This window comes from Streptomyces sp. NRRL B-24085 (assembly GCF_001282115.1).
Lineage (GTDB): Bacteria > Actinomycetota > Actinomycetes > Streptomycetales > Streptomycetaceae > Streptomyces.
In genome coordinates this window covers 1-24,883 of the sequence record NZ_LJBR01000145.1, presented here as the reverse complement: position 1 = coordinate 24,883, position 24,883 = coordinate 1, and the positions used below count along the sequence as shown (strand labels likewise).

The following is a 24,883-nucleotide window of genomic DNA, read 5'->3' as shown; positions in this document are numbered from 1 at the left end:
GGGCGGGGTTGGCCGGTGGGTCAGCGATCACCGGTGGGAGCGTGCAGGACGCCTGCGCTGTCCGGGCCGGTGGGAGCCGCCGGTGGCGCCTCTACGGCGGCAAGGCTTGCCCGGGCCGCGGCGACGACCGCGTCGGCCGTGAGCCCGAACTGCTCGTACAGCACGGTGTACGCAGCGCTGGCGCCGTAGTGGTCCAGGCCGACGATCCGGCCGGCGTCACCGACGAACTCCCGCCAGCCCATGGGCACGCCTGCCTCGACGCTCACCCGCGCGCGCACCGTGGGCGGCAGTACCTGCTCGCGGTATGCGCGGTCCTGGGCGGCGAACCACTCCCAGCACGGCAGTGACACGACCCTCGTCGGGATGCCCTCGGCCTCCAGCGTTTCCCGCGCGGCGATGGCGATCTGTACCTCGGAGCCGGTTCCCAGCAGGATGACTTCGGGGGTGCCGCCGGAGGCTTCGGCCAGCACGTAGCCGCCCCTGACGACGCCCTCGGCCGACGCGAACGACGTGCGGTCGAAGACGGGCAGGTTCTGCCGGGACAGCGCCAGCCCGGCCGGGCGGTCGTTGTGCTCAAGGATGGTGCGCCACGCCACCGCCGTCTCGTTGGCGTCGGCCGGGCGGACGAAGTCCAGGCCGGGAATGGCTCTGAGCGCCGCGAAGTGCTCGATGGGCTGGTGGGTGGGGCCATCCTCGCCCAGCCCAATGGAGTCGTGCGTCCACACATAGGTGACCGGGAGCTGCATGAGCGCGGCCAACCGCACCGCGCCGCGCATGTAGTCGGAGAAGGTGAGGAATGTGCCGCCGTAGACGCGCGTGCCGCCGTGCAGCGCGATGCCGTTCATGATCGCGCCCATGGCGTGCTCGCGGACCCCGAAGTGCAGCGTCCGCCCGTAGGGGCCGCCTGACCACATCTTGGTCTGCCGGTGCTCGGGCAGGAACGAGGCCTCTCCCTTGACGGCGGTGTTGTTGCTCTCCGCCAGGTCGGCCGAACCGCCCCACAGCTCCGGCAGCACCGGGTACAACGCGGCGAGGACCTCGCCGGAGGCTTTCCGGGTAGCCACGCCCTTCGGATCGGCGTCCCACGTCGGCAGATTGTCCGCCCAGCCTTCCGGGAGTCGGCGGGTGGACATCCGCTCCAGCAGTGCGGCGCCCTCGGGGTTGGCGGCTTGCCAGGCGTCGAAGCGCCGCTGCCATGCCGCGTGCGCCTGTGCGCCTCGCCCGGTGACCTGACGGGCGTGTTCGAGTACCTCCGGATCGACGTCGAAGGTCTGGTCGGGGTCGAAGCCGAGGATGTCCTTGGTCGCCCGGACCTCGTCCTCGCCCAGTGCCGATCCGTGGGCAGCGCCAGTGTTCTGCTTGTTCGGCGCTGGCCAGCCGATGATCGTGTGCAGCACGATCAGTGACGGGCGGCCGGTCTCGGCCCGGGCGGCGGCCAGCGCGCGGTCGACCCCGGCCAGGTCCTCGCCGTCGTCGACGTGCTGCACGTGCCAGCCGTAGGCCTCGTACCGCTTGCCGACGTCTTCGGTGAACGCGACGTCGGTGTCGTCCTCGATCGATATCCGGTTGGCGTCGTAGATCAGGACCAGGTTCCCCAGCTCCTGGGTGCCGGCCAGCGATGACGCCTCGCCGCTGACGCCCTCCTCCAGGTCACCGTCGGAGGCGAACGCCCAGATGGTGTGGTCGAACACGCTCTCGCCCTCAGCAGCGGTGGGGTCCAGCAGGCCCCGCTCGCGGCGGGCGGCCATCGCCATGCCGACGGCGTTGCCGACGCCCTGGCCCAACGGACCGGTCGTCGTCTCCACACCCGGTGTGTGGTTGACCTCGGGATGGCCCGGGGTCAGGGAGCCCCAGGTGCGCAGCGCCTTGAGATCGGAGAGCTCAAGGCCGTAACCCGAGAGGAAGAGCTGGATGTACAGGGTGAGGCTCGAGTGCCCCATCGACAAGACGAAGCGGTCGCGGCCGATCCAGTTCGGATCGCCCGGGTCGTGGCGCAGCCACTTCTGGAACAGCAGATAGGCCGTGGGCGCCATGCTCATCGCGGTGCCGGGGTGGCCATTGCCAGTCTTCTGCACGGCGTCCATCGCCAGCACTCGCACGGTATCGATCGCACGGCGGTCGAGATCGTCCATTCCCTCGGGGAGGGTGGGGTGCGTCTGGGAAGGAGTGCCGGTGGGCGCGTCGCTCGCAGCCTCGGCGGGCGCCTCGGGGCGAGTGCTCTTCGTTCCCGTGGCGGAGTCTGTCTCATGGGCGGTCATCGGTTTCGGTGCTCCTTGGGGTGGGCGGTGAACACTCGAGCCACTTGGCCGAACCGGCATGCGCCGCACCCGGCCGTCGACAGCGGGGGCGTCAGGCGAGTGGGGTGTCGTCCAGCGCCTTAGCGAGGTCGCCGGGGGTGTCGTAGAGGTCGATGGCCCCGGCTTTGCGCAGCTCGTCGTCCCCGAAGCCGCCGGAGCGGACGACGATCGCCGGCATTCCCGCTCTCTTCGCCGCCTCAACGTCCCACACCGAGTCGCCGACCATCACACTCGACGAGTCGGACGGCGCGCCCAGCCTCTTCAGCGCCACCTGCAGCAGGTCCGGCGCGGGCTTGGACTCTTCGACATCGGCGCTGGTAGTCCAGTCATCGACGATGCCGCGGGCGTCCAGCATGTCCAAAAAGACGTCCACGTGGCGCTGCTGAGCGGAACTGGCCAGCACCAGCCGATGACCGCGTTCCTTTACGGTCAGAAGCAGATCGCGCGCACCGGGCAACGGCGCCATCTCCTCCAGCAGCGCATCGACCTCCCTGCCCTGCTGCTCCCGCACCCGGTCTCCGACCCGGCGCTCCAGTTCCTCGCCACCGACAGCGGTGACCACCTGGTCTCCGCCCATCCCGATCAGCCGGTGCAGCCGCCACACTGGATGGATCTCGCCCACCGAGCGCAGTGCCCGGTACCAGGCGAGCGCATGATGGTAGTTGGAATCGATGAGCGTCCCGTCGATATCGAGGACGGCGATGACGGATTCGGTCACCTCCACCGGCTACCCACCACCCCTGTACCCACACGAAGTCCGCAAGACCAACAAGGCGATCGTCGACACGGTCACCGGCTCCCGGCCACTCCCCGGGCACTGCTGCTCAGGTGCGACGCTGGCCGTTGTCCGCCGGGTGGGGCAGCAAAGCACGAGCGGGACGTCACACCGACGCCAGTCGACGCAGGAGCCAAGTCTTGGCCGATGCCTGCGGGCTCGACGCTTCTTCGCGGTCTTCTTCTTCGGCATCTCGTCGACGTCGGCGTGGGCGTCCTCGCCGCGGGAGGCCTTGGCCTGCTGGACGGACTCGGTCAGAGCGGCCACGAGATCGAAGACCTTGCCCGGCTGCTCTGCCTCCGGAGTGTCGGGAAGCGGCTTGTCCTCCCGCTTCGACTCGATGATCTTCGCGAGGGCATCGGTGTAGGTGCCGGTCAACCCAGGTTCCTCGAGGTCGTCCTGCACTTATGCAGTCGATGAGGCCGAGCGCCCCGTCGAGCTCCTCCTCCGAGACTGTCTCGTGCGGTGGGTCGACGGCGGCCGGATCGCGGACCTCGTCCGGCCAGCGCATCGCGGGCAGCACGATCGCATCCGCGCAGCCGCCAGAAAAGAACATATGTGGCAAATATTCCGAATGGGAGTTTCTCGCAGGGGCACACCGTCCAATGAACGCCCCTCCCCGAACGGAGCAGCCAATGATCATCAAGAAAATGCACGACATGGGCATCCGCAGCGAACACGCCTACACCGCAGCCATGGTCTCCATCGGCCTGTCCGTCCTCACCTGGGCAACCAGCCTCAAGGGCGAACCCGGCAGCCACGCCGACCTCGCCCGCGCAGACCGCTGGGGCATCTTCGTCGGCGAATGGGCGCCCACCTTCTTCGGCCTCGGCGTCGCCCTGTCCCACTATGAGCAGCAGGACGGCACGCTGACCGCCACCGTGCATGAGCTGCGCGAACAGAAGGCCGGCTGACCTGCGCCAGCGCCTGCCCCACCACGGGGCGGAGACAAGCATCGGCCCCCGCCGCCCGCTCCGAAGAGCAGACGACAGGGGCCCACACATCGTGTTGACCAGAGAAGCACGAGACCCAAGCAGCACCACCGGCATCAGGCACCTGAGCATCAACCCCCACCACCGCCAACGTCAGTTCACCAGCACGCTGACCTGCCGTGGTCGGCCCCTGGCCGGTGGGTGTCCTCCACTGTGGTCGGGGGCGACCACGTCGGCGAGGTGCCAGACGGCAGTGACGCCCAAGGGCGGCCGTCTGGTCCCCATTCACAACAACCCGTCGGCCGCGCCTACAGCCTTTGGGACATGACCGTCTTCCTCCACCGCGCCGGACTGAACATCGGGGAGGAAGACGAGATCCCTACCTCGGACCTGATCCCGCGGATCGGCCGCGGCCCTCACGTATGTGGGCGCTAACGGGGACACGTGGCCTGTGGGCAGGGCCGGCCAAGGACTGGTATGCCCCCAGGTCCGTGTTCTTCCCTAGCCGACACCCCGCGCCTACCTCGTATCGGGGGTTGCAGCTCTGCCTGCGGCCTGCGCACCACTGCGAAGGCCTGAGATCTTGCGCAGCTTCTTCGGCAATGGGTCATGGCGGGAGCGGACGGGACGGTCATCCCGGATCGCAGGCGGGGAAGATGGTGCGTGCGGCAGCGGACAGCCAGGCGATGGAGGCGGTGATCACCCATGCCTGGCGGGCCGACGGCAGCGCGTCGGCGGTGAGCGCGACCGTCGTGCACAGCGCAGCAGCGGGAAGTACCCCGGCCAGGAGCCAGGTCGTCCTGCCGGAGGTGTTCCGCATGCCTGCCCCGGCGGCGATGAGGATGTAGGCGCCGGCTCCCGCCGCCATGATCAGGCTCTGGTCGGGGCGGGTGTCGCCGAGGTCGGCCACGACGCCTCCAAGGCCGGCGCCCAGTGCGGCGACGGCCGCGGCCGTGCAGCAGTGAAAGGCCAGGACGGCGCCCAGGGCGGGTGGGGTACGCAGGAGCGGAATGCCGCCCAGGCCTCGACGCAGGCACAGGGACCACATCACGACGAGAGTCAGGAAGGCCGCTGGGGCACTCAGCCTACGAGCGGTGTCCCAGGGGCCCTCGGAGACCCCGTCGACCAACTGGTAGACGCCCTCGCCCAGGACGATCAGGACGAACAGTCCCAGCCGCTCGGTGAGATGTTCGACATCGACCCGCGCCAGGGTCTCTTTGCCGGCCCCCTCCGAGAACTTCCCGTCAGCCGGGGAAGCAGGATCCACCGATGCCGCACGCTGCTCGACCCGTCGGCCTGGGTGACCGTCGCCGCGGCGTGCCGGGACCGTGACGGCGAGGAGCAGGTCGACCGCCAGGCCCGCGGCCCACAGCCACGGCCGTGCCGGCTCCTGCACCCAGAGGGACATCACCCACGGTGTGACGCCGGCCGTGAAGCGGGCAGCCGGCCAGCCCCGCACCCGCTGGTGCCGGTGCTCCCAGACGCGGCCCGCGATGAGCCGGGCTACCACATAGGCGACGGCGAACGTCCTGCCCCGGTCCCCTTCCTGCACTCCGTGGACGGCCGCTGCCATGACGGTCAGGCACGCCATGCCCAGGAGCAGGGTGCGGGTTCTCGTCGTCTCCGCGGCCACGTTGCCGTAGAGCGTGAAGGAGATCCATACGGTCCAGAACGCAGCGAACAGCACCACGTACAGGCCTACGTCCCGGGCGTCGGGGTCACCGTGGAGCAGGTGGGCGAGCTGCGCGACACCCGCGACCGCCACCAGGTCGAAGAACAGCTCCAGCCACGAGGCATGCCGAGCACCTGCCGGGGCCGGGAGGGAGGGTTCAGAAGTCTGTGGGTGCACATGCGGACCGTACTGCCGCCCAAGCATGAACCCCCGCAAAGCGGCGCGATCGGTGTCGACGCGTCCGCCCGTGCCGCAGACCCGTCACCAGCCGGCTCCGGAGCCTTGAGAAGTTTGACCCTGCACGGTTCACTGCGCGCGCGGTCGCTGCCCGCACTACCGTGAGGACAGATGCATCGTCTTTCCCCTCCACGACGGGCAGGCGTCCGATCGCCGGTGTCGGATCACGGCGGTGTGGTGTGCGCGGTCCGGGAAATGCCGGGCGCCGATGGCACAGAAGAGACGATTGACCGCTCCGGGCGGGCTGTTCGAAGACAGCGACTTCGACTACGAGGCGCGCATCATGCTCGGTGCCGCGGCGTGCGGAGTGGGGGACATCGGACCGGTGTTGGCGACCATCGACCGCATCGCCGACGGTGACGCACAGAGCTGGTTCGAGGCCTGGACCAGCCTGGCGGCCGACTTCGCCGCCCGCGGCGAGCGGGCACTCGCCGCAGGCCATGCGGACACCGCCTGGTGGGCGCTGGTGGCCGCTTCGCAGTACTACGGCAAGGCCACTGTGTTCATCGACGGCATGACCGACCAGTCCGTGTTCCTTCCCACCTTCCGCACCCACCGCGCGTGCTGGGACCGTGCCGTCGACGTCTCCAACGGCCGTCACGTCCGCGTCCCGGTCCCCTACGAGGGCCGTGAACTGCCCGGCTACCTGCTGCGCCCGGACGCCTCAGGGGCCGCGCGTCCGACCCTGGTGGTGACCAACGGCAGTGACGGCACGCTGCCGAGCCTGCTGAGCTACGGCGCGAGCGAGGCGCTGGCGCGCGGATGGAACGCTTTCCTCTTCGACGGCCCCGGCCAGCAGTCGATGCTCTTCGAGCACCAGGTGCCGTTCAGGCCGGACTGGGAAGCGGTCCTCACCCCGGTCATCGACACGCTCGCGGACCGCGCCGACGTGAACGGGCAGGCGCTGGTCGGGTACGGCATCAGCCAGGGCGGCTACTGGATCACCCGCGCGCTGGCCTTCGAGCACCGTCTACGGGCCGCCGTAACCGATCCGGGTGTCGTGGACGTCAGCGCTTCCTGGACGGCGGCCCTGCCCCAGCCGTTGCTGGAGCTGCTGGACGCGGGCCGGCGCGAGGAGTTCGACGCGCTGGTGCGCGCGCACGCCGACCCGGCCCGTGCCCGCACGCTGGCCTTCCGCAGCAAGCCGTACGCGTCGGACAACCTGTTCGACCTGCTCAACGAGGTACGCCAGTACCAGGTCCGCGACGTCGTCGAATACATCACCACTCCCCTGCTGGTTCTCGATCCGGCCGACGAGCAGTTCTTCCCCGGCCAGCCGCGGGAGTTGTTCGACCTGCTGCCCGGCGCGAAGCAACTCATGGAGTTCACGCAGGGCCTGGGTGCTAATGGGCACTGCCAGCCGACCGGACGCCGGTTGACCCACACCGCCATGCTCGACTACCTCGCCGACCACCTGCCGACCCGCGCCGACTGACCGAGTCCGTAAGGAGCGGCCGTGAAGGTCTCCGCGCTCGTGCTCGCCACTCGGCAAGGACGACCACTCCTGGCTCGCCACCTGGTGCGGCGCGGGAGTGGGCATCGTGCTCGGACTTGTCGTCCTCGCGCTCGTCCCGGTCATGCCGTTCACCGAACAGTTCGCCCGCCAGACCGTGCCCGGGAGCAGTGGGACGCCCCTGTGTTCCAACGGATCAATCACGTCCCCAGCGTCAGATGGGGCCTTGCCATCACCGGACTGGGAGTCTCACGGACCCTCGCGGCCGCCGTCGACAGCCATGCCGGTGACATCCTTCTCGGCATGGCCGTCCCGGTCCTTCTCATCATCGGGATGCTCCGCTTCTCCCGCAGCTATCCCGACCGTGTCACGCACCGCGGCCAGGACACTTCCGGCCTCATTCACCACTGACGGAACCAGCATGCTGCTGCACCTTCGCGACGACGCAGCTGCATGACACGCGCGCCGAGATGCGCGGTCATGACCAACGGAGGCAACGAGCCCGCGTTGGGACTCAGCCCTCTCCGGCGCCGGGTCCGATTACCCCGAGGCGCCGGCTGCCCCACCGGGATTGTCACGGTGACTGGGCAGGCCGGGGTCTATCCATCGCTTGCCGGTCACGGGGCGGGGACGGGGTCGGGGTGCTCGGCGGCTTCGAAGCGCAGCAGGTCGCCGGGCTGACACTCCAGCACCTCGCACAGGGCGGCCAGGGTGGCGAAACGAACGGCCTTGGCCCGCCCGTTCTTCAGCACCGCCAGATTGGCCGGGGTGATCCCGATCCGTTCGGCCAGTTGCCCGACCGACATCTTGCGCCGGGCCAGCATCACATCGATGTCGACGACGATCGGCATCAGATCACCCCCGCCAGCTCGGCCTGCATCCGGCACGCCTCGGCATCCCGCGCGACCGCCTGAGCCAGCAGGATGCGCAGGACCAACACCACCAGAGCGACACCGGCAACGCCCAGGCCCACCACACCGATCAGCAGCACGACACCCGGAGCGACAGCCTCACCCGGCGCCAGCACCACCCCCAGCGCCCACAACAACAGCGCAGCCACCGCGAAAGCACCGCCCGCCACATCGACGTACCGGAAGGCGGACGGGGTGAAGACCGTGCCACGCCGAACCAACGTCGACAGCCGCCATACACACCACAGGACCGTCTGGGCACACACGATTCCCAGCACCACGATCAGCATCACCGCTGCCGCCCGGGGAAGCACTCCGCCGCCACCGGCACCGGACAGGTCACGGACCATGAGCGTCACCAGCACCCCCTGCACGACGACGCAGCCGCCGAACAGCGCCACGATCACCGCACGCAGCGCAAGAACAGCCTGCTTCCCCATCACCACTCCTCCCATCGAGATACGACACTAATCTATCGTTTCTCGATAAGTGACGCCAGGGGTGGCATCCCGCCGGGCGACTCCGTTTCCTGACCGAGCACATGAGTCTGGACGAGCGGACGGTCGACCTGACCGACACCGTCGAGAACCTCACCTCACGGCTGCCGCTGTCCTTTGTGCACAGCTTCATCGGGTTCTCCCTGATCAGCCCGGAAACCGCGTTCTCGGAGCTGGGAGGCGGCGACGGCGCCCGCTGAACCAACGACGGCCAGCACCAGGTGAGCAGCAGCTGACCATCTCGGACCTGGCCTCGACAAAGCGGGCGGCAGATGGTGTGCGCATTTGAGGGTGCTGGTCGGGGGTGCCTGGCGGTGCGACACCCTGCACGGCGTACAGCACGTCGCATGTCGTATTGCGCCTGCACCTGGGAGTTGTGGCATGCCAGCGACTATGATCCTCAGCCCGGTCGATTCCGCAGGTCCCGTACAACGCGCTCTCCTGCTGATCTTCCTCCTGCCGCGCTACCCGCGCGTCAATCAGGCCGCGACCAAGGACGAGAGCCCTGCACCGGCCCCGGCGGCAGGAGCGCACCGACGGCGGATTCGCCCGGAGCCGCCCGCCGCCGGCGCCTGACAACCCTCGGCGCAGCCATGACGCGTCGTGGCCGACGGTCTGTCGGAACGTCGGACGCCCGTACCGGCGCGAGCACCGCGCATCACCTCTGGCACCGACTCATCAACGGCCCTGCCCGAAGTCTGCTGCGGGGAGGACCAGGCGGAAGGTGCAGCCCTCGCCCGGGACGGTGTCGAGTTCGAGACGACCGCCATGGCCCTGGGCGATGGCCGCTGCGATGGCGAGGCCGAGGCCGCTCCCGCCGTGGTTGCGGGAACGGGCGGGGTCGGCCCGGTAGAAGCGCTCGAAGACGTGCTCGGCGTCGACGGGGGCGAGACCCGGTCCTTCGTCCGCCACCTCGATCACGCTGACCGGGAGGCGCTCCGGGAGCGGCGGCGAGGCGGAGGTCCGTCCCGGTCTGTCGGTGCCGCCGGTTCCGGGTCCGGTCTCTGTCGTGCCCACCCTCACGTGGACACGGGTGCCCGGCGGCGTGTGGGTGCGGGCGTTGGACAGCAGGTTCTCCAGGATCTGGCCCAGGCGGTGCGGGTCGCCGACGGTCTCGGCCACCTCGAGTTCCTCGGTGCCGCCCGGATCTGCCGGAGTGGGCAGCGGGCCGAGGTCGACGGGGTGGGAGTGGCTGTGGACGGCGGCCGCGCTCACCGCGTCCGCCGCGAGCGAGAGCAGGTCGACCCGTTCTCTGCGGTAGGAGGGTTCGCGGTCCAGGGTGGCGAGCAGTTGGAGGTCGTCGACGAGCAGGCTCATGCGCTCCGCGTTCTGCGCGATGAACCGGTTGGCCTCCCGCAACTCACGCTCCGGGCGCCGCTCCGGACGCAGCGCGAGCTGGGCGTACCCCTGGATGGCGGTGAGCGGAGTGCGCAGTTCGTGCCCGGCGTCCGCGACGAACCGGCGCAGCCGCGCCTCGGAGGCCTCGCGGGCCAGCAGGGCGGTCTGCAGTCTGTCGAGCATGGAGTTCAACACCCGGCCCAGTCGTCCGATCTCGGTGCGCGGGTCGGTGTCCGGCAGTCGCAGGTCGAGCCGGCCCGCGGTGATGTCCTGGGCAGTTCGCTCCGTCCTGGTCAGGGGCAGCAGCCCCAGCCTCACCACCCACCGGCCCAGGGCCAGCAGGCCGGCGATCGTGACGGCGAGCAGCACGGCGTTCAGCCACAACAGCTTCGAGGTGGCGCCGTCGACGGTGTCGAGCGGCAGGGTCACCACCGCGCTCATGCCGTCCGGGCCAGGGCTGAGCAGTACCCGCCAGCGGCCGTCACCGCTGATGGCGGACACGGTCTCCGGATGACCGTCCCTCAGGCCGAGGTCCTGCGCCTGATCGGCCAGCCGAGGCCCCGGCTTTTCCTCCGTGCCGAGGGAGTTGTTCAGGCGATGCCCGGAGGAGTCGTAGAAGTAGACGTGGAAATCCGACGGCAGTACGTCCGGGCGCTCGGCCGGCGCGGGGAGGGCGCCACGGAGGGCGTCGTTGAAGGCCGGGGTCGGGGGGTGGAACTCCACCAGCTGCTGGTCGACGCGATCGAGCAGCCAGGAGCGGAGCACCACGTAGCCGATGGCCTGGGAGGTCAGTACCGCCGCCGTGGCGAGGACGGTGACGCCGAGGATCAGTCGTTGTCGCAGTGAGCCGGGTGGCCGGGGCAGGCGCGGGATCACTGCTCCGGCGTCCCCTCGTGGTCGCGGGGCAGCCGCAGGCAGTAGCCGACGCCGCGCACGGTCTGGATGAGCGGCGGCTCGAAGCAGTCGATCTTCTTGCGCAGGTAGCGGACGTACGTCTCGATGATCCTGGCGTCGCCGGCGAAGTCGTAGCTCCAGACGTGGTCGAGGATCTGGATCTTGCTCACCACCTGGCCGGCGTTGGACAGGAGGTAGGCCAGGAGCTTGAACTCGGTCGGGGACAGGGCGATGTACTGTCCCGCGCGGTGCACCTCGTGAGCGCCCTCGTCGAGTTCGAGGTCGGCGTAGCGCAGGACGCTCGGTGGTGGGAGTGCCACGTCCACCGGTGCCGTGCGGCGCAGGATGGCCTCGATACGCAGCAGCACCTCCTCGATGCTGAACGGTTTGGAGACGTAGTCGTCGCCGCCGACGCTCAGGCCCTGGATGCGGTCGTCGGTGCCGGTGCGGGCGGTCAGGAACAGGATCGGACATTCGTCCCCCGCCGCCCGCAGCCTGCGGGTCACCTCGAAGCCGTCCAGGTCGGGCAGCATCACGTCGAGCAGCACCAGGTGTGGTCGCAGGCGTTCGACCTCGACGAGGGCGGACTGTCCGGTGTCGGTGCTGCTCACCTCGTATCCGGTCAGGCGGAGCGTCGCCTCCAGCAGGGTGCGGATGCTGGGCTCGTCCTCGACGACGAGCAGCCGATGTCGCGGACGAGCCGTTGAGGACTGCTCGGTCATGACGTGATGCTAGTCCGTTCTCCCCGGTGGTCCCCGTTGCTGCGGCGTCGCCTAGTCGGCGGCGCAGTCATAGAGCACGTCGGCTCCTGCTCCGAAGCCCATCGCACTGCCGCTGCTCGTCTTCGACGACGTGCCGCTGTACGCCGATGCCTGAACCTTGGTGCAGTTGTCGGCGATCCAGTCGGAACGCTGCTTGCTGTAGTTGCCGGACCCGGTCATGCCCGGCCTGCCGCCGCTGTTCGTGTCGGAGCCCAGGACGTAGCGCAGTTCCCCGCTCTTCGTCCACTCCGCCAACTGGTCCACCGACGGCGCGTTGTCGCTGCTGGTGAAACCGCCCATGCCGATGACGGTCTCGTCGGAGCCCAGGATGAAGGAGCTGGCGGCCATGGCACCGCCTTCGACGGCGAGCTTGATGCGGGCGTTAGGTGCGTGCTCCACGGCGTAGTCGAGGATCTTGCGCTGCTCGCTGGTCAGTTCCCCGCCGCCGCCGAAGCCGCCGCGTCCGCTCGGGGCCTTCCCGGAACCGCCGCCGGGCAACGACGGCATGCCGCTGCCTCCCGAGGTCGAGCCTCCCGACATGCCGGGCATGCCGTTCGCTCCCCCTGTGGGCATACCGGACGGCATTCCTGACGGCATTCCCGAAGGAACATCGCCGGAGGAGGGCTGACCGGACTGTCCCGAAGGCGCGTCACCACCCGGGAAGCCCGAGGGCATCCCCGACGGCATCCCCGACGGAAGGTCACCGTCGTTCCCGCTCTGCCGGGGCATGCGGCCGCCCCCGCCGAAGCCCAACGTCGTCGGACCGGCCGTCGGGTTGGAGCCGCCCATCGCGGATGTCGAGCCCGGTACGCTGACCGCCCATGCTCCCGGGGCCACCAGGACCGACGCGACGGCGGCACCCACGGCGACCGTCAGCAGCCGGCCGCGCCGCCTCGCGAGGAGCAGCAGGACGACCGCGGCGCAGCCGAGCAGCAGGACCGGCCACACCAGCCAGCCGTTCCAGTCGGAGTCACGGCGGATCAGTGCCACGGCCCAGACCGCGCTGATCACGACCGCGGCCACGCCCACCAGGGGCGCCCAGCGCACGCCGGCACGGTGGGCACGGACCAGGGCTGCGGTCAGTCCACCGCACAGGGCGGCGATCGCCGGAGCGAGCTGAGTGGTGTAGTAGGGGTGGAAGATGCCCTTCTGTGTCGAGTACACGGCCGCGCAGACCACCAGCCAGGTCCCCCACAGCAGCCAGCCGGAGGCCGGCAGGAGGGCGTCGGCGGACAGCATGCCGCGTCGGCGCATCACCACGCCGGCCAGGGCGACGGCCAAAGCGACCGCGCTGACCGGCAGCAGCCAGCTGATCTGGCCGCCCACCTGCGCGTTGAACAACCGGCCCAGGCCAGACGCGCCACCGAACCCGCCGCCGAACCCGCCCATGCTCTGGGACATCCCGTCGCTCGAGTCGAAGACCCGGCCCAGCCCGTTGTAGCCGACCACGAGATCCCAGGCCGAACCGTCCTTGCTGCCGCCGATGTACGGGCGGTCGCCCGGCCACAGGGCGACCATGGCGACCCACCACAAGGAGGACGCCGCCAGGATGGCCCCCGCGCCCAGCAGACGCCGCACTCGCGGTATCCAGGGGCCGCTTTCTCCCACGAGCCAGGCGAGAGTGAACGCGGGAATGACCATCCAGGCGGCGAGCATTTTGGTGAGGAATCCGCACCCGATCAGGAAGCCGCTCGCACACAGCCACCAGGTCGCGGTCCTGCCCTCGGCCTGCAACGCGCGGGTGAGCGCGTACGCCGCGGACACCAGCAGCAGGACGAGCAGTGTGTCGGGGTTGTTGTCCCGGTTGATGGCCACGGTGATGGGGGTGAGAGTGAGCACCAGTGCGGCGACCAGCGCCGCCCCCTCCCCCGCCCAGCGCCGCACTGTGCGGTGCAGGACGAGGACCGCCGCCACGCCCTCGATCGTCTGCGGCAGCACCAGCGCCCAGCCGTGCAGCCCGAAGATCTTGCTGCTGATCACCTGCGGCCACAGCGCGGCCGGCGGTTTGTCGACCGTGACCACCCCGGCCGGGTCGAAGGAGCCGAAGAGGAAGTTGGTCCAGCTCTCCCCCATCGATTTCACGGCCGCGGAGTAGTAGCTGTTGGCCCATCCCAGGGAGCCCAGTGCCCAGCCGTACAGGACGGCCGCGAGCACGAGGATCGCTCCGAGCGCGACCGGTGCTGCCCAGGCGGGCAGCGCGCGGATGAACGCAGGCGAATCATCGGGGGGCGAGGCGGCCGGTACGGGCTTGAGGTGCGTGGGGTTGCTCATGTCGGAAGTCGCTCTCGTCAACGGGTACGGCGGGGGGCGCTGGTGAAGACGGCCAGCCGCAGCACGGCGAAGCGCACGCAGGTGACCGCGACGGATGCCGTGGCGAGGATCGCTGTCTCCGCGGCTGTCGAGGCCCCGGGGTCGATCGACTTGAACCACAGCACCGCACCGGAAGTGACCAGGTATCCCAGGACGAACAGGCCCCCCGCGCCCAGGTGCGCCCGCACGGGCGGAGCAGTGGAGTACCGGAAGGTGAGGCGTCGGTTCGCCTCCGTGTTGAGGACGGTGAGGACGAACAGCGAGACCAGGTTGGCGACGGCCGGGCTCCACCAACCGCGCAACAGCCAGTACAGCAGCGCCTGCCCGGCCGTGGAGGCGACACCGATCGCCAGGAAGCAGCCGACCTCCCAGGACAACGCGCCCCGTCGGGCAGCGGGTGCGAGGACCGCGTCGGGGTGCTCGGCGGCCGGTGCGGGGCGAGACGGAACGTCGACCCGGGCGCCGCCGGATGCCTTGAACCGCGCCATCCGCCACAGCCCTCGCAGGTCGTCCGTGGCGGTGCCCACGATGTCCACCCGGGTATCGACGTCCTCGACCCAGTCGACGGGGACCTCGTGGACACGCAGTCCGTTGTGCTCGGCGAGCAGCAGCAACTCGGTGTCGAAGAACCACGCGTCGTCGCGGGTCACCTGCAGCAGCGGCCGCAGCACCTCGGTGCGGGCCGCCTTGAATCCGCACTGGGCGTCGGTGAACCGGACGCCGTGCGTGAGCCGGATGATGCCGTTGTAGCAGCGGGAGATGAACTCGCGGCGCGGGCCGCGCACCGTCCGCGACCCGGGTGCCAGCCGGGAACCGATGGCGAGGTCCGAGTGACCGCTGGCCAGCGGCGCGACCAGCGGCAGCAGCCCGTCGAGGCCGGTGGACAGGTCCACGTCCATGTACACGACGATGTCCGCGTCGCTCGCGCCCCAGACGGTGCGCAGGGCGAGCCCGCGGCCCTTGCGGTCGAGGTGAACGACGCCGACGCCCGGCAGTTCGTCGGCGAGGCGACGGGCGGTGGCGAGGGTCTCGTCGGTGCTGGCGTTGTCGGCGACAGTGATCCGCCACGGAAACGGGAAGTCCGCCGACAGCCGGGCGTGGAGTGTGCGAAGGCAGCCGGGCAGGGCGCGTTCCTCGTTGTAGACCGGCACGACGATGTCGACCGTCGCGGTACCGGCCTGTGCGTGAAGGGACCGCTCGACCTGCTGGAACGGGGCCAAGCGCTCCGGGCGGGCGGTGGTCTCGGTGAGGTGGGGGGTGGGAGTCATGGCTTCCTCAGGCGTGAGGGGACGGCAGACTGCGGCTCTGAGGCCCTGGTCCGGGCCGCGACCTCACTGTTGCCGCCCTGCCTGTGGAGGCGGGGAAAGAACGCTGGGAACTGACGGGGAGTCAGATCTATGGCCGAAAGCGCTCCCACGGTTCACTGCGGACACGACCGCACCACGGAGTTCCTGAGTTCCCCGACACCCTTGATCTCGGTGACCATGTCCACACCGGGATACAGAAGGACCTCGGGTTCGCGAACGGTGCCGCATCCGGCCGGTCTGCCCATCGTGATCAGGTCTCCGGGCAGCAGCGTGATCACGGTGCTGACATGGGCGATGACGGTGGCGACGTCGAAGATCAGCTGCGAGGTGTTCGCCTTCTGGCGGACCCGCCCGTCGATGACACAGCTCATCGTCAGACCGCGGCCGCCCATCGGCACGTCGTCGGTGGTGACCATGGCGGGGCCCACCAGGGTCACGTCCGTGAACAGTCCCGCCGCGGGGGCGCTCCCCGAGTCGCTCCGCGCGACGACGCCGTTGACGACGGTGTAGCCCGCGACATGGCGCAGCGCCGTCCGGGCCGAGACCCCACGGGTCCGGCACCCGATCACCAGGCCCAACTCCACGCCCCAGTCCACGTTCCGTCCCTCGGCCGGCAGGCAGATGGCGTCGCGGGCACCGGCAACGCCTTGGCCGCCTTGCCGCACGGAGAACACCGGAACGGTGGGGAAGGAGGTACCTGTCTCTCGTACCCGTGCGGCGTAGTTGGGTCCCACACGAACGATCTTGCTCGGCCGGGTGATGAGGGGCGCGTACGAGATGTCGTCCAGCCGGTGGCGTTCACCGGCTTCCTCAGCGGCCCGTCCCCGCCAGTCCTCGCCGGAGGCGATCAGCGCCCCGACGTCCGGGTAGGGCAGCACCACGCAGTGCTTCTTCTGCAGACGTGCGGCGGCTGTACGGCCATGTCCCAGTCGTACGGTGCTGAGCTTCACCGGTGGCACTCCTCTTGTAGCGATGCGGCCCTATACGCAGGTGTGGGAAGCCGGGGCAGCCGCCGCTGCAACGGCGGGCTGATACGGCAGGAGCAGACGGAACGTGCAGCCTTCGCCCGGCCTGGCCTCGAGTTCCAGACGTCCGCCGTTGGCCTCCGCGGCGCCGGCGGCGATCGCAAGCCCCAGGCCGGACCCCGCTGCCGCGGCCCGCTCGGCCGCATCGGCACGGTAGAACCGCTCGAACACCCGCCGCGCGTGCGACTCGGCAAGGCCGGCCCCGTCATCGGCGACCTCGACGGCACAGACCCGAGTGCCGGGCATGAGCGGAGCGTTGGCGCTGGTACGGCCCGCTCCCGTCGTGCCCGGCCCGTGTGGACGGACTCGGAAGGTGCCGACGCGCACCTGGATGTGAGTCCCGGTCGGAGTGTGGACGCACGCGTTGGTGAGCAGATTCGACAGGATCTGCGCCAACTGATGCGGGTCGCCGACGGCCTCGACGACGTCCAGCTCGTTCACGCGGGCGTCGTCCTCGGGATCGGCGAGAGCACCAAGTCCTATGCTGCGCCCGGGGTGTCGCACGGCGACGGCAGCGATGCCGTCGGCCACGAGAGAGAGGAGGTCGACTGGTTGCCACCGCGTCACGGGTACCTCACCGAGCCTGGCCAGTTGGGACAGGCTCTCGACGAGACGGCTCATCCGGTCGGCGTTCCGCACGATCAGCTGCTGTGCCTCCTGGCGTCGTTCCAGGCTCATCTCCGGCTCCTGCACCAGGAGTTCAGCGAAGCCCTGCAGAGACGTGAGGGGAGTTCGCAGTTCATGGCCGGCGTCCGCCAGGAAGCGGCGCAGCCGTTGCTCCGACGCCTCCGCGCGGTGCAGCGCGGTGCGCAACCGGTCGAGCATGGTGTTCAGGGCACGGCTGAGGTGGCCGACCTCGGTGACCCCGTGCCGGTCCGGTACACACAGCTCCAGCTCACCGTCGGCGATGCGCCGGGCGGTGCGCTCGACCCCGGCCAGCGGCCGTAGCCCCATGCGCACGACGAGGCTGCCGAAGAGAATGACGCCGACGGCAACGGCCACCCCCACGGCGAGGCTGAACCACAGCATCCTGACCGTGGCCTCGTCCACCTCTTCGAGAGGCAGCGCCACCACCACCCTCGTGCCGTCGGACCCGGACCGGGCGATCACCCGCCAGTCGCTGCCGCCGTCGACCGCGGCGAACGTGACGGGCCGGCCGTCGCGCAGACCGAGTGCCGACTCCGACGAGGGCAGCCGCGGCCCGGCACCGCCCTCGTCACCGCCCAGCGATTCGGCCATCCGGTGCCCGGCGCTGTCGTAGAAGTACACCCGGTAGTCCGAGGGCAGGCCGTTGCTGTCCGTGTCGGACGTCCCCTGCGCCGTCCGGCCGTCGACGACGTCCCGGTCCCACTCGGCCACCGGTTGGAAACGGCTGAGCCGTCCGTCGACCTGGTCCGTGAGCCAGGTGTGCAGCACGACGAGCCCCGCCGCCTGGCAGAGCAGCACCGCCGAGGTGGCCAGCAGGGTCGCACCGAGGACCAACCGGGCCCGCAGGGAGCGCGGTTGCAGTCTCCTGAGCCGAAGCATCACCGCGCCGTCGCCCCCGGTCCGGGACGGGCGACGCGCAGACAGTAGCCGACACCGCGGATCGTCTGAATGAGCTGCGGTTCGAACCTGTCGATCTTGCGCCGCAGATTGCGTACGTAGGTGTCGACGATGCGGGCGTCACCGGCGAAGTCGTAGTGCCAGACCTCGGACAAGATCTCTTTCTTGCCCACCACCCGTTCCGGCTGCGCCAGCAAACAGACCAGCAGCCGGAACTCGGTGGGCGACAACTGGATCGGCAGGCCCGCCCGCGACACCTCGTGGGTCTGCTCGTCCAGGACCAGGTCGGCGTACCGCAGGGGCGGGCGTCTGGCCCCGCCCCCGGGTGGCATGTCGCTGCGCCGCAGGATGGCTCGGATGCGCAGCAGTACCTCCTGCACGTGGAAGGGCTTGGTGACGTAGTCGTCCCCGCCGGAGCTGAGGCCGATGATGCGGTCCTCGACATCCGTACGGGCCGTCAGGAACAGCACGGGGGTGTAGACACCCTCCGCGCGCAGGTGCCGGGTCACCGCGAAACCGTCGATGTCCGGGAGACCCACGTCCAGCAGGATGAGGTCCGGACGACTGCGGCCCGCCTCGAACATGGCCGTCTGTCCTGTGTCGGCGGTGTGCACCGCGTATCCGGCGGCGTGCAGGGCGGAGGTGAGCAGGGTCCGGATGCTGGGGTCGTCCTCGACCACGAGCACGTGGTGTCTGGGCGGCGCGAAAGCCGACGGCGCGACGGGCATGGAACTTCCTTCGCTGGTGCGGGGGTCGAAGGGCACCGAACGCCCCGGACGGCGTCCCACGGGGGAAGGAACTGCCGTCCGGGGCGCCGGAGATCAGCCGGTAACCTCCTTGTTCTTGCTCAGCGCCTCGATGCGCTGGGTTACCGTCGTACGCAGCTTCTTGACAGCGGAGTCCAGCTCCTTCCCGTCGGCTCCGGCCTTCTCCGCCTGTTGGGCGAGGTCGTTCAGCGCCTTCACAGCGGTCCCGGAGCCGTAGAACTTCTCGTACAGCTCCTTGTAGGCCTTCTTGTAGACGGGATCGAAGGCGTCCGAGTCCAGGAAGCGTTCCTTCAAGGGGTGGCCCATCATGGCGCCGAACCCGCCGCCGTCACCTTGGCCGCCCTGACCGCCCTGACCGCCTTGGCCACCTTGGCCGTTCTGGCCACCTTGGCCGTTCTGGCCGCCGGGCATCCCTGACGGCATGCCCGAAGGCATTCCCTCCGGCAGGTTCTCGGGCATCCCCGACGGCATCGCCTCTGGCATCCCGGTGGGCATTCCCGACGGCAGCCCCTCCGGTATCCCGGACGGCGCACCAGAGGGCGCGTTCTGCGTCCCCTGGCCGGCTGTGCCCTGGCCGCCTTGGTCGCCCTGACCGGCTGCGCCGCCGCCTCCGAAGGCTCCGCCCATGCTCATGTCGTCGTCCGGCCCCGACGTCGCGTCACCGCTGAAGGTGAGGTTGTAGTCCCACCCGAGGACCGAGAACTTCTTGGTGTCCAGGTCGTACCAGAGCAGGTAGTTCTTGCCCGGTCCGGCCATGTCGTCGAAGTTCATCAACAGATTCTGCGCCGCGAGGTACGTGGCCAGTGACTCGACGTCCACGTGCTGGTCGAGTTCCTTCTCGAACTCCTCGTCCGATGCCTTGTTCGCCCACTTGATGAGCTTCATGACGGGTTCCAGGTCCTGGCTGCCGACCTTGTTGAGCTGCTCGAACGAGTCCTCGTAGTCGGTCGGATCGTCACCCTTGTACTCGAAGCTGCCACCGGCCCGCGCCTTGTAAAGGACTCCGTTGCCCTCACCGATGGACTCGGCGTACTCCGTGTCCGGGCTCTCGACCATCAACCGGGTGGCTACCGGACGGTTGTTGACCTTCACCGACGTGAAGGCGTACCGCTCGCTCTTCTGGCCGCTGGTCTCCGTCAGGTTCAACGAGAGTGCCTCGTTCACCGGTACCTGGCCGTTGCTGCCGGGGCGCAGCGAGATCTCGCGCTCGCCCTGGTAGGCACGGCCCTCGACGATTTCGTCGATCTTGATGAGCCAGGGCAGCTCCTCCGGTTTCTTCTCCGAGAGGTTGTACTGCGTGATCCCGCCCCGACCACCGGCCATACCACCGCCGGCACCACCGGCTCCGGCAGCTTCGCCGGGACCGCCGCCGTTGTCCTGGCCGCGGTCCCGGCCCCCGGTCCCGTCGTCCTGCGACGGGACCGGGGCGCCCTGTGCGGCTCCGTCCGGCATGGTCCGGCCGCCACCGGGCATGCCCTGGCTGTTTCCGCGCAGGGACATCAGAGTGGAGTTCCCCTTCAGGCGGATCCCGACGTCCTCGAGATACACGCCGTCGATGGTGAGGTCGGCCTCGATGTACTCCTTGGTGCCGTCCTCCCGGAACTCCTTCATCATCTTGGTGAACTCGGTCTGGTCGTACTCGAGTTGGACGGTATGGGCCACCGACGTGTCATAGAGATCGACCGTGCCCCGCACGTCGTCCGTGATCACGTCGGCCTCCACCACGGAGGACGAGGTGACATACGGCGATATGCGGGCGTCGCCGAAGACATAGACCATCACCGCCAGACCGGCGCACAAGGCCGCGGCCGGCTTCCAATGGTGCCGCAACCGTACGGGGAGACGGTCCCGCAGCCGCCGTGGCCTGCGTACCGGCGCGCTGTCGCTCATCACAGGTCGGTCGTGTCATAACCGGTCAGGACCGTCACCCGCTGGCCGGATGTGCGTTCCTGGAGCGCGGTCACCAGGTCGCTGGGCTCGGTGCCCTTCTTCATGCGCACCGTGTAGAACACTTCGGTCAGCGCCCCGCCACGGATGGTCTCCGTGCTCACCAGCTCGAACTCGGTGGTGTAGCGGATGAGGACGTCACGGATGTCCGCTGAGTAGTCCTCGCCGGCCGGAACCTGGACCTTGACGACCTGGCGCTGCACGTTCAGCGCGAACCAGTCGAACTTGTACATCACGACGATGACCACGCTGATCACGACCGCGGCGACCGCGGCGAGGGTGTAGAAACGGGCGCCGGCGGCCATGCCCACGGCCATGGCCAGGAAGATGAAGCCGACGTCCCGGGTTTCTTTGACCGCGTTCCGGAACCGAACCACGGAGAGGGCTCCGACCAGCGAGAACGCGCGGGCCAGGTTGGATCCCACGACCAGCATGATGAGCGCGACGATCATGCCGACGATGACGAGGGTCTGGACGTAGGACTGGCTGTAGGAGACGTTGCGGTGCGTGTACCGGTAGACGTAACCGATCATCGTGCTGAGGATGAACGACAGCGCCATGGCCGCGACCACGTCGGTGACGCTGAACGTACCGCTGAGTTCCTGCAGATCGAAGTTCACTGTGCTCCTGCTTTCAGGGGCGCCTCGGGCGCCGGCCGCTGCTGGGGCAGCGACTGCTCGGTGGGGGTGGGCGGCGGATAGTCCGCCTCGTTGACGTGGAAGACGGACCGGGGAGCCAGCCCGAACGCCTCGACGGACTGCACGTACTTGGAGACCCGGATCAGGTTGAGGTTCCGGCGTGCGGCGAGGTCCGTGATCCAGTGCGGGGTGCGCTCGTTGACCTTGATCTCCATCACCGACATGTGGGGCGGGATGGTGAACCGGTTCTCGGGTGTGGCGATGCCGAAGTGGAAGTCCCGGTCGCGGCCGCGGATACGGCGGTCGAAGGTCACCCGCAGTCCGGTGTCCGCGTTCCGGCCGACCAGCGCCTCGCGCTGATAACCGGTGATCGCGGTGGGCTGCAGGTTGAGCCGTATGACCAGGTCGAGGACCTCGTGGATGAAAGCCCGCTCCGCGGGCGAATGCTCCACCAGCTCCCGCCCGTCGCACAGCTGCCGGGCGACCCCGTAGGGAAGGGTGATCCGGCGCTTCTGCGTGACCCGGTTGACGCGCTGCTTGATCTCCACGCAGACCGGCGACTCGTCGGTGACGCCGTCCAGGTCACCGTAGTGGCGGACACGCAGCTTGCGCCGGAACTTCAGGCCCTCGATCTTCTCCCAGTAAAACCGCAGTTGCGGGGTGTCGTAGTACAGGCTCCAGACGCCGTAGCCTCCGACAGGGCTGTTCAGATCACGGTCCATCCGCTCGGCCAGTTCGTCGCGGATCTCGGCTGCCTGCTCGACCGGCACGAGGTACTTCAGCTCGAACCTGTTGAAAGCGTGCAGCCTGCTGGCCACATGCAACGGCTGGTCCTGCGCCGGGTCCTGATCCTCCTCCCGGCCTTTCGACCTCCGCCGTGTGGTCACCGGTAGTGCCACCTGTGCCTCCTTCGTCGTACGGCCCTGTCGGGCGGCGAAGTAAACGAAACCGGCGTGATGTGAGAAGCCGCTGAGAATTGCGAGGTAATTCCAGGAGTACTTGAGATGGCCAGAAGGTGAACGGCGCGCGTCGGGAGCAAGCAGACACAGCGCGGCGCAGGGGTAAGAGGGTCAACGCACCGTGCCCCGCAGCTTCAACGGCAACGGTGGTTGCTCCGGAGCGGCCAGTCGAGCACTGTCTTACCCCTTCACCTCACTGAACCGCGCCGCCGTCATCCAGTCCTGCCGCGCCTTCTAGATCTCCTGCAGCCTTCGGCCAGGTCCATTGCCGAGGCTCCGCAAGGGCTGTCCCCTTGCGGGCCGAGCGCGCCGCGCAGACCGGGGTGGGGCAGGAAGCCGAGCCGCCCCGACCGGCCACCAGGCTTCGTCATCCCGCACCATGTCTAGTGCTCTCATCGCCTAGGTCGTGTCCGCAAAGTGGTTGGGGCGTTGGTCCTTTCGTGGTGCGTCGTCATGAGCTGACCGATGAGTCGTGGGCGGTGATCGAGCCGTTGCTCGCCCCGCCGCGGATGGGTCGTCCAGTGCGGGATCGCCGTCAGGTGGTCAACGGGATCCTGTGGAAGCTGTCCACGGGGGCTGCCTGGCGGGACCTGCCCGAACGCTATGGCCCGTGGAAGACGGTCTACGAACGCTTCCGTCGCTGGTCCGCCGACGGCGCCTGGGACCGGCTGCTGGCCCACGTCCAGCAGTACTGCGACGCCGTCGGTGCTGTCGACTGGACGGTCGTGTGCGTGGACTCCACGACGGTGCGGGCTCACCAGCACGCGGCCGGGGCCCGAAAAGGGGGCTCTGGCCGGGTGAGGCGATCGGCCGGTCCCGCGGCGGGCTGACCACGAAGATCCACCTCGCCCGCGACGGGCAGGGCCGCCCGCCAGCCTTCACGCTCACCGGCGGCAACGTCAACGACCGCACCCAGTTCGAGCAGGTCATGACCCGCATCAGCGCCAGCCGTTGCGGGCCCGGGAGGCCCCGGACCCGGCCCGAACGTGTCGTTGCCGACAAGGGCTACTCGTCGACGAAGATCCGCTCCTGCCTGCGTCGTCGCGGCATCAAGGCGACGATTCCTGAGCGACCAGACCCAACGGCCGCATCCGGCGCGGTGAGAGCCGTTGCCGGCTCGACCGTGCCGCCTACCGGCGCCGCAACGTCGTCGAGCGCTGCTTCAGCAGGGTCAAGCACAACAAAGCCCTGGCCACCCGCTACGACAAACTCGCTCGCCACTACCAGGCGCTGGTCACCATCGCCTGCCTGCAACTTTGGCTGCCCTGTCATTGCGGACACCACCTAGAGCGTGTCTCTTTGGTTGGCTTGGCAGTTGATCAGACATGTCCGTTCGGTTAGTGATCACTGATGCGATGTGGGACCGGATCGCGCCATTGATGCCGGCCGATCCAGCCCGGGGGCGACGATGGGCCGACCACCGCCGAACCCTTGAGGCCATCGCCTGGAAGTACCGCACCGGCTCGCCCTGGAGGGACCTGCCGGACGAGCTTGGCTCGTTCCAGACAGCGCACAAACGACTGATCAGGTGGGCCGTGGATGGAACCTGGGAACGGATCCTCTGCGCTGTCCTGGCGGTGGCGGACGACGGCGAGGACATCGGCTGGACCGTATCGGTGGACTCGACCGTCTGCCGGGCTCACCAGCATGCGGCCGGAGCCCGGAAAAAGGGGCACCGGACACGGCAGAACCCGACGATCACGGCCTCGGACGTTCGCGCGGCGGCCTGAGCACGAAAGTCCACCTTGCTAGCGACAGCCGAGCACGGCCGCTGGCCTTGCGTGTCACCGCAGGTCAGGCGGGCGATGCACCGGCCTTCGAGGCCATCATGGCTGGCATCCGTGTTCCGCGAGTCGGGCCCGGAAGACCACGGACCCGGCCGGATGCCGTCCTGGCGGATCGGGCGTACTCATCTCGCGCGATCCGGGATCACCTTCGTCGGCGTGGGATCCGTGCGATCATCCCTCAGCCCTCCGACCAGGTTGGCCACCGTCTGCGCCGAGCCCGTGCGGGGGGCCGACCGCCCGCCTTCAATGCCGAGACATACAGGCAGCGCAACGCGGTCGAACGCTGCATCAGTCGGATCAAGCAGTGGCGAGGTCTGGCCATGCGCACGGACAAGCTCGCCCTCGCCTACCAGGCAGCTCTGCACCTCGCCGCCATCCTCATCTGGACACGAAGATGAGCAAGAAAGCAGAGCTCAGGACGGGATAGGCGGGCACTCGAGGACCTCGATCGAGTTCCCTGGCATCAAAGCGATATGAGGGTGGTCACTGAAGAGCCGCGCCGCGTCTTCATGTGTCTCGGCCTCCACGATCGCGTATCCGGTCTTCGAGTCAGTGAAGTCCTCGACGCCCTGGGCCGTCACCAACTTCTTTCGAAAGAGTGGCGCCCCGGGATCGATCAGGGCGTGCTCGTTTTTCTGAGCCCACACCGCCCAAGCATTCATGAACTCACTCTGCTGCTGCTCGGTGAACTTCGCCTTGTCAGCGTTGTCGGCCGCGCCGTTCAGGACAGCGAGAAACTTACCCATGGCCGGAGGGTAGCCCACGAATAAAGAGACACGCTCTAAGAGGGTGTTTTGCGCTTTATCAAGGTGTTTTAGATAGGTTTTCATG

At 69.0% G+C, this 24,883-nt stretch carries 22 protein-coding genes and 1 pseudogene; 5 read left to right on the top strand and 18 right to left on the bottom strand.

What is annotated here, in order from left to right; translation table 11 throughout:
• Nucleotides 1-20 precede the first annotated feature (20 nt).
• From tkt to AOJ26_RS17740, 3 genes are all read right to left on the bottom strand, one after another.
• Complete coding sequence (gene tkt, locus AOJ26_RS17750; protein WP_053849283.1) at nucleotides 21-2,258, bottom strand: transketolase; 2,238 nt, start codon at nucleotides 2,256-2,258, stop codon at nucleotides 21-23.
• Between the two features lie 91 nt (nucleotides 2,259-2,349).
• The gene (locus AOJ26_RS17745) at nucleotides 2,350-3,015 is read right to left on the bottom strand and encodes an HAD family hydrolase (protein WP_053849287.1); all 666 of its coding nucleotides are present in this window, start codon (nucleotides 3,013-3,015) and stop codon (nucleotides 2,350-2,352) included.
• Between the two features lie 9 nt (nucleotides 3,016-3,024).
• Entirely contained in the window at nucleotides 3,025-3,477 is a 453-nt protein-coding gene (locus tag AOJ26_RS17740) for a hypothetical protein (RefSeq protein ID WP_053849282.1), read from the bottom strand.
• Between the two features lie 230 nt (nucleotides 3,478-3,707).
• Here AOJ26_RS17740 and AOJ26_RS17735 point away from each other — a divergent pair, with 230 nt between their 5' ends.
• Nucleotides 3,708-3,986: a hypothetical protein gene (locus tag AOJ26_RS17735; protein WP_053849281.1), complete on the top strand. Its 279-nt coding sequence runs from the start codon at nucleotides 3,708-3,710 to the stop codon at nucleotides 3,984-3,986.
• Between the two features lie 649 nt (nucleotides 3,987-4,635).
• On the opposite strand, the gene AOJ26_RS17730 is transcribed toward AOJ26_RS17735, so the two are convergent.
• Nucleotides 4,636-5,853, bottom strand: coding sequence for a low temperature requirement protein A (locus tag AOJ26_RS17730; protein WP_159044312.1), 1,218 nt, complete (start codon nucleotides 5,851-5,853; stop codon nucleotides 4,636-4,638).
• A 286-nt stretch (nucleotides 5,854-6,139) separates the two neighbouring features.
• Between AOJ26_RS17730 and AOJ26_RS17725 the strand changes: the two genes are divergently transcribed.
• Nucleotides 6,140-7,348, top strand: coding sequence for an alpha/beta hydrolase family protein (locus tag AOJ26_RS17725; protein WP_199828851.1), 1,209 nt, complete (start codon nucleotides 6,140-6,142; stop codon nucleotides 7,346-7,348).
• 267 nt (nucleotides 7,349-7,615) lie between these two features.
• Here AOJ26_RS17725 and AOJ26_RS43495 read toward each other — a convergent pair whose 3' ends face one another.
• From AOJ26_RS43495 to AOJ26_RS17710, 3 genes are all read right to left on the bottom strand, one after another.
• Entirely contained in the window at nucleotides 7,616-7,789 is a 174-nt protein-coding gene (locus tag AOJ26_RS43495) for a hypothetical protein (protein WP_159044311.1), read from the bottom strand.
• A 194-nt stretch (nucleotides 7,790-7,983) separates the two neighbouring features.
• Complete coding sequence (locus AOJ26_RS17715) at nucleotides 7,984-8,217, bottom strand: helix-turn-helix domain-containing protein (RefSeq protein WP_053849277.1); 234 nt, start codon at nucleotides 8,215-8,217, stop codon at nucleotides 7,984-7,986.
• On the bottom strand, nucleotides 8,217-8,717 hold the full coding sequence (locus AOJ26_RS17710) for a DUF2975 domain-containing protein (RefSeq protein ID WP_053849276.1): 501 nt from the start codon (nucleotides 8,715-8,717) through the stop codon (nucleotides 8,217-8,219). Before AOJ26_RS17710 ends, AOJ26_RS17715 begins: the two co-directional genes overlap by 1 nt.
• A 101-nt stretch (nucleotides 8,718-8,818) precedes the next feature.
• Between AOJ26_RS17710 and AOJ26_RS43490 the strand changes: the two genes are divergently transcribed.
• A complete protein-coding gene (locus tag AOJ26_RS43490; protein WP_159044309.1) occupies nucleotides 8,819-8,974 on the top strand; it encodes a hypothetical protein in 156 nt (51 codons plus the stop codon).
• A gap of 478 nt (nucleotides 8,975-9,452) precedes the next feature.
• Here the strand turns inward: AOJ26_RS43490 and AOJ26_RS17705 are convergent, their stop codons facing one another.
• From AOJ26_RS17705 to AOJ26_RS17660, 10 genes are all read right to left on the bottom strand, one after another.
• Nucleotides 9,453-10,988, bottom strand: coding sequence for a sensor histidine kinase (locus AOJ26_RS17705; RefSeq protein ID WP_053849275.1), 1,536 nt, complete (start codon nucleotides 10,986-10,988; stop codon nucleotides 9,453-9,455).
• Complete coding sequence (locus tag AOJ26_RS17700) at nucleotides 10,985-11,728, bottom strand: response regulator transcription factor (protein WP_053849274.1); 744 nt, start codon at nucleotides 11,726-11,728, stop codon at nucleotides 10,985-10,987. The genes AOJ26_RS17705 and AOJ26_RS17700 overlap by 4 nt, the downstream gene beginning before the upstream one ends.
• A gap of 51 nt (nucleotides 11,729-11,779) precedes the next feature.
• Entirely contained in the window at nucleotides 11,780-14,038 is a 2,259-nt protein-coding gene (locus tag AOJ26_RS17695) for an ArnT family glycosyltransferase (RefSeq protein ID WP_053849273.1), read from the bottom strand.
• 17 nt (nucleotides 14,039-14,055) lie between these two features.
• Nucleotides 14,056-15,345: a bifunctional glycosyltransferase family 2/GtrA family protein gene (locus AOJ26_RS17690; protein ID WP_078959938.1), complete on the bottom strand. Its 1,290-nt coding sequence runs from the start codon at nucleotides 15,343-15,345 to the stop codon at nucleotides 14,056-14,058.
• A 152-nt stretch (nucleotides 15,346-15,497) separates the two neighbouring features.
• Nucleotides 15,498-16,334, bottom strand: a complete 837-nt coding sequence (locus AOJ26_RS17685) for a fumarylacetoacetate hydrolase family protein (RefSeq protein ID WP_053849272.1) — start codon at nucleotides 16,332-16,334, stop codon at nucleotides 15,498-15,500.
• A gap of 30 nt (nucleotides 16,335-16,364) precedes the next feature.
• Nucleotides 16,365-17,936 (bottom strand): sensor histidine kinase, encoded by a 1,572-nt coding sequence (locus AOJ26_RS17680; RefSeq protein ID WP_053849271.1) that lies wholly within the window; start codon nucleotides 17,934-17,936, stop codon nucleotides 16,365-16,367.
• Nucleotides 17,936-18,682: a response regulator transcription factor gene (locus AOJ26_RS17675; RefSeq protein WP_053849270.1), complete on the bottom strand. Its 747-nt coding sequence runs from the start codon at nucleotides 18,680-18,682 to the stop codon at nucleotides 17,936-17,938. Before AOJ26_RS17675 ends, AOJ26_RS17680 begins: the two co-directional genes overlap by 1 nt.
• A gap of 93 nt (nucleotides 18,683-18,775) precedes the next feature.
• The gene (locus AOJ26_RS17670) at nucleotides 18,776-20,611 is read right to left on the bottom strand and encodes a CotH kinase family protein (protein WP_053849269.1); all 1,836 of its coding nucleotides are present in this window, start codon (nucleotides 20,609-20,611) and stop codon (nucleotides 18,776-18,778) included.
• The gene (locus AOJ26_RS17665) at nucleotides 20,611-21,288 is read right to left on the bottom strand and encodes a DUF4956 domain-containing protein (protein ID WP_053849268.1); all 678 of its coding nucleotides are present in this window, start codon (nucleotides 21,286-21,288) and stop codon (nucleotides 20,611-20,613) included. Before AOJ26_RS17665 ends, AOJ26_RS17670 begins: the two co-directional genes overlap by 1 nt.
• Nucleotides 21,285-22,130, bottom strand: coding sequence for a polyphosphate polymerase domain-containing protein (locus AOJ26_RS17660; protein ID WP_179200351.1), 846 nt, complete (start codon nucleotides 22,128-22,130; stop codon nucleotides 21,285-21,287). The genes AOJ26_RS17665 and AOJ26_RS17660 overlap by 4 nt, the downstream gene beginning before the upstream one ends.
• 578 nt (nucleotides 22,131-22,708) lie before the next feature.
• Between AOJ26_RS17660 and AOJ26_RS41920 the strand changes: the two are divergent.
• Both AOJ26_RS41920 and AOJ26_RS41915 read left to right on the top strand, forming a co-directional pair.
• Nucleotides 22,709-23,606, top strand: a pseudogene (locus AOJ26_RS41920) (IS5 family transposase).
• Nucleotides 23,591-24,450, top strand: a protein-coding gene (locus AOJ26_RS41915; protein ID WP_234358587.1) for an IS5 family transposase whose coding sequence is annotated in 2 segments (ribosomal slippage) — nucleotides 23,591-23,933 and nucleotides 23,933-24,450 — 861 coding nt in all. Because the reading frame shifts where the segments join, the coding sequence is not laid out codon by codon here. The pseudogene AOJ26_RS41920 and the gene AOJ26_RS41915 overlap by 16 nt, the downstream one beginning before the upstream one ends.
• Before the next feature lie 15 nt (nucleotides 24,451-24,465).
• Here the strand turns inward: AOJ26_RS41915 and AOJ26_RS17645 are convergent.
• A partial coding sequence (locus AOJ26_RS17645) for a hypothetical protein (RefSeq protein WP_234358586.1) occupies nucleotides 24,466-24,883 on the bottom strand: 418 nt, incomplete at its 5' end.

What these genes read in the sequence shown, in the direction of transcription:
- tkt (WP_053849283.1), bottom strand. Translation starts at nt 2,258, where the DNA reads ATGACCGCCCATGAGACAGACTCCGCCACGGGAACGAAGAGCACTCGC.
- AOJ26_RS17735 (WP_053849281.1), top strand. Translation starts at nt 3,708, where the DNA reads ATGATCATCAAGAAAATGCACGACATGGGCATCCGCAGCGAACACGCC.
- AOJ26_RS43495 (WP_159044311.1), bottom strand. Translation starts at nt 7,789, where the DNA reads ATGCTGGTTCCGTCAGTGGTGAATGAGGCCGGAAGTGTCCTGGCCGCG.
- AOJ26_RS17715 (WP_053849277.1), bottom strand. Translation starts at nt 8,217, where the DNA reads ATGCCGATCGTCGTCGACATCGATGTGATGCTGGCCCGGCGCAAGATG.
- AOJ26_RS17710 (WP_053849276.1), bottom strand. Translation starts at nt 8,717, where the DNA reads ATGGGGAAGCAGGCTGTTCTTGCGCTGCGTGCGGTGATCGTGGCGCTG.
- AOJ26_RS43490 (WP_159044309.1), top strand. Translation starts at nt 8,819, where the DNA reads ATGAGTCTGGACGAGCGGACGGTCGACCTGACCGACACCGTCGAGAAC.
- AOJ26_RS17700 (WP_053849274.1), bottom strand. Translation starts at nt 11,728, where the DNA reads ATGACCGAGCAGTCCTCAACGGCTCGTCCGCGACATCGGCTGCTCGTC.
- AOJ26_RS17695 (WP_053849273.1), bottom strand. Translation starts at nt 14,038, where the DNA reads ATGAGCAACCCCACGCACCTCAAGCCCGTACCGGCCGCCTCGCCCCCC.
- AOJ26_RS17690 (WP_078959938.1), bottom strand. Translation starts at nt 15,345, where the DNA reads ATGACTCCCACCCCCCACCTCACCGAGACCACCGCCCGCCCGGAGCGC.
- AOJ26_RS17680 (WP_053849271.1), bottom strand. Translation starts at nt 17,936, where the DNA reads ATGCTTCGGCTCAGGAGACTGCAACCGCGCTCCCTGCGGGCCCGGTTG.
- AOJ26_RS17675 (WP_053849270.1), bottom strand. Translation starts at nt 18,682, where the DNA reads ATGCCCGTCGCGCCGTCGGCTTTCGCGCCGCCCAGACACCACGTGCTC.
- AOJ26_RS17670 (WP_053849269.1), bottom strand. Translation starts at nt 20,611, where the DNA reads ATGAGCGACAGCGCGCCGGTACGCAGGCCACGGCGGCTGCGGGACCGT.